Consider the following 5,183-nt stretch of genomic DNA (forward strand, 5'->3'; position numbering starts at 1 on the left):
GAAGAATTGGTTTTTTCAACTGCCATTGTTTTGTACCTTTACTCATTTGTTGTTTTTGTTGTTATCGGTGCGAGGCGTTTGCCTTTGCTTCCGACAATATGAACTTATCAATTTTCCTTGGGCTTGTAAAGGGGTAAGAGCTATTTTTATTGATAATAAATGTAACGGAAATCTCTGTAATACTGATATTGTTTATTTAATAAAATTTATTAAAATCGTACTATTAACGAGTGGATATTTTCAGTATTTGCTGTAACTATAAATACTTGTGCTTTACTTATTGACAAAAAAGATAAAATATGTTTTAACGATAACACAAGTTTTTTGAGCGGATAATCAAACTTATTCTAAATGATTTATGAACAATGAGCTTACCTATTCAAATTAGGATGATTTTTTTTTTACCATTAGCAAATACCTTAGATATCAAAACAAATAGGTTTCCTTGAGAAAAGGAAACCTATTTGGGAAAAAACCATCTGTTTCTTAGTTATTCAATAAATTCTGGAGCTTTTCTCTCTTGTTTCATTTTTTACTATCTGTGACTTAGAGAGGTGGTTGACTTTCGGTGATTTCTTTCTAGCAATATAGGCAGCTGAGAGCAACGCATAGTAACTTTGCAAGGATTGATAAGTCACACCGTATTGTTTATCCAAATAATTCACTAGTTCTCCCAAAGTGCAATACTTATTCGTCTGCAACCAAGTAATTGTTTCTTTCCTTTGGTCACTTGTCAAATAACCAGATGAACCTTGATAACCTAACTTGATACCCTCTAGACCTTGAGCTTCAAATTTTTGCTTCCAAGTACTGATACTTGACTTCTTCATCCCCAGTAAATTGCTAATTTTAGCGTATGGTTCACCTTCCAAAGCCATTTTGACGGCTAAAGCTCTTTTGAGCTCTCTTACCTCTGGATTGCTTTGAATAAAATTTGTTAATGTTATTATTCTTGCTAATTTTTGTTGTTCTAGTAAAACATCATCCATAGATATAGTCCCTGAATACACTTTGCTTCAAAAAACCGATCTGTTTATATTTCAAATAGAATCGCTATATTGCTATCTAGTTATACGTAAAGATAAAATTTCCCAAACGGTTGATTTATAAGGCTTTAGCCAGACGACACCAACCATTATTGGGAATAGGGAAAAATTTTGAGAGCGTATAACTAAAGCTTATGATCTGCAAAAGAAAGAAAGCTTTCCACAGGCGATCGCCCGTCATGGATCTAGTAAAACAGAAACGTTTCTTTACATTGAAATATTATGAGCAACTTAAAGTTGCTAGTTATTAAACTTTGACTCCAAGGGAAAGCTTTAAATCAGGTTTGTTAGATTTGGGAGTCGTTGGTTACTCAACCGTACTTCCTAGCGACTTTGGACAAAAGTTTCACAATCAACCTTCTATAACCCGATGTTCAAATTCAGCCCGGGTTTTTTCGACGATCTTCAGCGCCAACGCATAGACATCGCTATAATCCTGCTTAAGCCAAGATAAGAGGCGAGAGAGTTGGGCATTTCGCAAATCCAGGTCTGTTTGAAAGATGATGGAAGCGGCAAGCGCTGGTGCGTATCGGTCGGGACAACCTTGCTCGATCATTTTAGCCGTTAAGGCAGTTAGCGCTTCCTGCCGAATCGGATCTGATGTGGTTTCTGGATACATACTTTTTGGACTTAAAAAACTATCCCAATCTTATTTCAGAACCTTCGTCATCTGGTATTAGGGTTTTCACCCAAATTCCTCCAAACAGATCTAAGTACTTATAGCGCCAGTCCAGTCAAGGAGGTTGACAAAAAGTACAAATTCTGGATCGCTAGAAATTAGTCATCAAAAACAGCGCTTGAAGCTTGCGTCACTCGTTGAAACAAGAATCTCACCCAAACAGCGACTGTGAAGTACCCCTTTTTGCTTCGCTGAAAAAGGGGCTTCCAATTTCAGTTCTGCAATGTAGTATTAAATAACGCCACTGATGAAGGACAATTTACTCGCGACTCTTACATTATTGCCACTCAACCTAAATCAATCCTCTGCACTCCTCTACTCGATCGCGGCAAATTAGCTGGCATTCTCTACTTAGAAAATAACTTGGCGATCGGCGCATTTACCCCCGAACGAGTGGAAACTTTACAAATCATTGCTGCTCAAGCTGCCATCTCGATTGAAAACGCTCAACTCTACGAACAATTAGAAGATTATAACGGAACTTTGGAGCAAAAAGTAGAAGAACGCACCAAAGAATTGTCGCACACCCTGGAAATTCTCAAAGCAACTCAAGCTGAATTGGTAATAGAAAATGCGCTGCTACGGAGTGCAGAAGCACCGCCTTCTTACGATTACCAAGTAGGCGGAAGTTTGCCCATTGATGCGCCTACTTATGTAGTGAGATCGGCAGATAGACACCTATACAAAGCCTTGAAACTCGGACAGCTTTGTTACATCCTCAATAGCCGACAGATGGGTAAATCCAGCTTGCGCGTCCAAATTATGAAAAAGCTGCAAGCAGAAGGATTTGTTTGTAGTGCGATCGATATTTCGGTAATTGGCAATTTCCAGATAACTTTAGAACAGTGGTATGCAGGCTTTGCTTACCTCTTAGTTAGCGGTTTTAATTTGTTAGATAAAGTTAATATTCGGACTTGGTGGCGCGAACGGGAATTATTATCTCCCGTGCAGCGGTTGTCAGAATTTATCAACGAAGTATTGTTAACTGCTATTACTGAAAAAATAATTATTTTTATCGATGAAATTGATAGCGTACTCGACCTTCAGTTTGATAGCACTGCATTTTTTAGCATTATCCGCACTTGTTATAATAAACGGGCTGATAGTTCCGACTATCAACGTTTGAATTTTGTTTTGTTAGGGGTAGCAACTCCTTCCCAATTAATTCAAGATAAAAACCGCACTCCTTTTAATGTTGGTCAAGCGATTCAACTCAAAGGTTTTCAAGTACATGAAGCTCAACCCTTACTGCAAGGATTAACTAAACGAGTTAGTAACCCACAAACGTTACTTAAAGAAGTAATAGGTTGGACGGGAGGACAGCCTTTTCTTACTCAAAAAGTCTGCAAACTGATTTGCAGTTCTGAGTCTCCCATTCCGACTAATGAGGAAGCAGTTTATGTGGAAGAGTTAGTGCGATCGCATATTATCGAAAATTGGGAATCCCTTGACCAACCAGAACATTTACGGACGATACGCGATTGGATTTTGAACGGTAAACAGCGTACTGTTGAACTGCTAAAACTTTACCAACAAATTTTACATCAAGGACAGGTTGTAGCGGTTGATAGTCCAGAAGAAACAGAATTGCTGATGTCGGGATTAGTAGTTAAGCAAGGAGATTATCTTCAAGTTAATAACCGGATTTATGAATTGGTATTTGACGAGCGTTGGATAGAAAAATATATTTGATTTGACGGTTATTCACTGCCACCAGTTCGGATGATATAATATTAATCACCCTTCAGGCTAAGTGTAAAGTTATGAGTGGTTTGACATTAAATTTAGACACCGTTCACCTCAGTGACGAACAGTTCTATAAGTTATGTCAAAATAACCGCGATTTGAACTTTGAACGTACTGCCAGAGGAGAATTAATTATTATGCCACCAGTAGGCGGCGATAGCGGAAATCGAGAAGCAGATTTAATTATCGATTTAGGAATTTGGAATCGGCAAACAAACCTGGGTTATACTTTCAGTTCCTCCACAGTATTTAAGTTACCAAATGGGGCCGATCGTTCTCCAGATGCCGCTTGGATTCGCCGGGAAAGATACTTAGCATTAACCCCGGGACAAAGACGCAAATTTCCTCCCATTGCACCGGATTTTGTCATTGAATTAAGGTCAGCAACCGATGATTTGGAAATGTTGCGTGCCAAAATGCGCGAATATATGGATGCCGGGGTACAAATGGGATGGTTGATTAATCCCCAACAGCAACAAGTAGAAATTTATCGCCAAGGAGAAGATGTAGAAGTGCGAAATCTTCCCACCGAATTATCGGGTGAAAATGTATTACCGGGATTTAGTTTGGATGGTTCTTTTGATTCAATTATGCTGTAGGGACACGGCATGATTAAAATTTGACTCTACACCAATATATTTATGATGCCGTGTCCCTACAAAAATGTTCGCCATGTAACATCAGCATAATAATTCCCAAAGAACCGTTTGGATTTATCTCTTTATGCCTGATAGTAAATTTACGGGTCTTTCGTTACCACTGTACTTTTTTAGTAAAAAATAACGCATTTTCAAGGCGTTGAGGATATTAAAATGTTTGTAGCGAACATTAGCACACTAAAAACGGAAGACCCAAAAATAGATTGATTATCATTCCCTTTTTCACCAAAACTATTTTCAACTTTACCTCTTTTATTAAGCGCATCTTTACAGAGAATTGGTATTAGCTGTTGCGAAGTGTGGCTTTAGCCCACGTAGCGACTTCCGCTTAGAATCCCTCCTCTTTCAAGGGAGGGAGAAGTCAAAATCAGAGCCAATCAATTATTGATATTTAGCTCAGGAAAGGAAAAAATTATGAATACTTTCAAGCGGGTTGCAAATTGTCAAGTTAGATGCTATTATGTAGAAAAAGTTATATACTTCCTAAGTAGGAAGGCGCAAATAAACAGAAGTATGTAACGGAAAGTAAATTTGGCGGAAACCCTCTTCCCTTCTGCCTTGTCTCAACGATAAATTTTCCGGCCTACCTACTTAACTCCAAGATTTTTTGGCAGCTTTAGATGGCGGTGAGACTAATCGCATCTGCCTGTGAGGGCTACATAAGTATTTCGCCCTATTTAGCAGGAAGCCCATATCCGTGAGGTCGGGAACTCTGTTGCTTTTCTGAGTTTTAGGTACTCAGCAGCCGCAGAGAATGTCACAACAAAAAAACCTAAAACTCATTTGTTGTTTTTGATTATTTATCCCCCAGTCGAAAGAGCAGCTTTTGCTCTTTCGACTGGGGGATTCTATTTTTTAGCTCAAGATGAAGCCGTAGTTGGCTATTTTGCGGAAGGGCTAGAGCTAGGAGTTCCAAAAATACTAATAAACAGATCCCGACGGAATTGACGTAGCCGTTGGTTTTGTTCCTGAGCATTAGTCATCCGCTGTTCATGGGTAGCTGTTAAAAAGTCGCGATTTTCTTGTTGTAAATTTTGGTGAAATTTAAACAGT

The 5,183-nt window shown here is 38.7% G+C and carries 5 protein-coding genes and 1 pseudogene; 3 read left to right on the top strand and 3 right to left on the bottom strand.

What is annotated here, in order from left to right; genetic code table 11:
- Positions 1 to 494: 494 nt before the first annotated feature.
- Positions 495 to 989, bottom strand: coding sequence for a helix-turn-helix domain-containing protein (locus ACE1CC_RS20520; protein ID WP_413272295.1), 495 nt, complete (start codon positions 987 to 989; stop codon positions 495 to 497).
- Between the two features lie 409 nt (positions 990 to 1,398).
- Complete coding sequence (locus tag ACE1CC_RS20525; protein ID WP_413272296.1) at positions 1,399 to 1,665, bottom strand: hypothetical protein; 267 nt, start codon at positions 1,663 to 1,665, stop codon at positions 1,399 to 1,401.
- Between the two features lie 297 nt (positions 1,666 to 1,962).
- Here ACE1CC_RS20525 and ACE1CC_RS20530 point away from each other — a divergent pair.
- From ACE1CC_RS20530 to ACE1CC_RS20540, 3 genes and pseudogenes are all read left to right on the top strand, one after another.
- A pseudogene (locus tag ACE1CC_RS20530) lies at positions 1,963 to 2,154 on the top strand (GAF domain-containing protein); the annotation flags it as partial.
- Between the two features lie 201 nt (positions 2,155 to 2,355).
- The gene (locus ACE1CC_RS20535) at positions 2,356 to 3,417 is read left to right on the top strand and encodes an AAA-like domain-containing protein (RefSeq protein ID WP_413272298.1); all 1,062 of its coding nucleotides are present in this window, start codon (positions 2,356 to 2,358) and stop codon (positions 3,415 to 3,417) included.
- Positions 3,418 to 3,488: 71 nt separating this feature from the next.
- The gene (locus ACE1CC_RS20540) at positions 3,489 to 4,070 is read left to right on the top strand and encodes a Uma2 family endonuclease (protein ID WP_413272297.1); all 582 of its coding nucleotides are present in this window, start codon (positions 3,489 to 3,491) and stop codon (positions 4,068 to 4,070) included.
- A 941-nt stretch (positions 4,071 to 5,011) separates the two neighbouring features.
- Here ACE1CC_RS20540 and gvpC read toward each other — a convergent pair.
- Positions 5,012 to 5,182 carry a gas vesicle protein GvpC gene (gvpC, locus tag ACE1CC_RS20545; protein ID WP_413272299.1) on the bottom strand — a complete coding sequence of 57 codons (171 nt, stop codon included), beginning with the start codon at positions 5,180 to 5,182 and terminating at the stop codon, positions 5,012 to 5,014.
- Position 5,183 lies beyond the last annotated feature (1 nt).

This window comes from Floridaenema aerugineum BLCC-F46 (assembly GCF_041929345.1).
Lineage (GTDB): Bacteria > Cyanobacteriota > Cyanobacteriia > Cyanobacteriales > Aerosakkonemataceae > Floridanema > Floridanema aerugineum.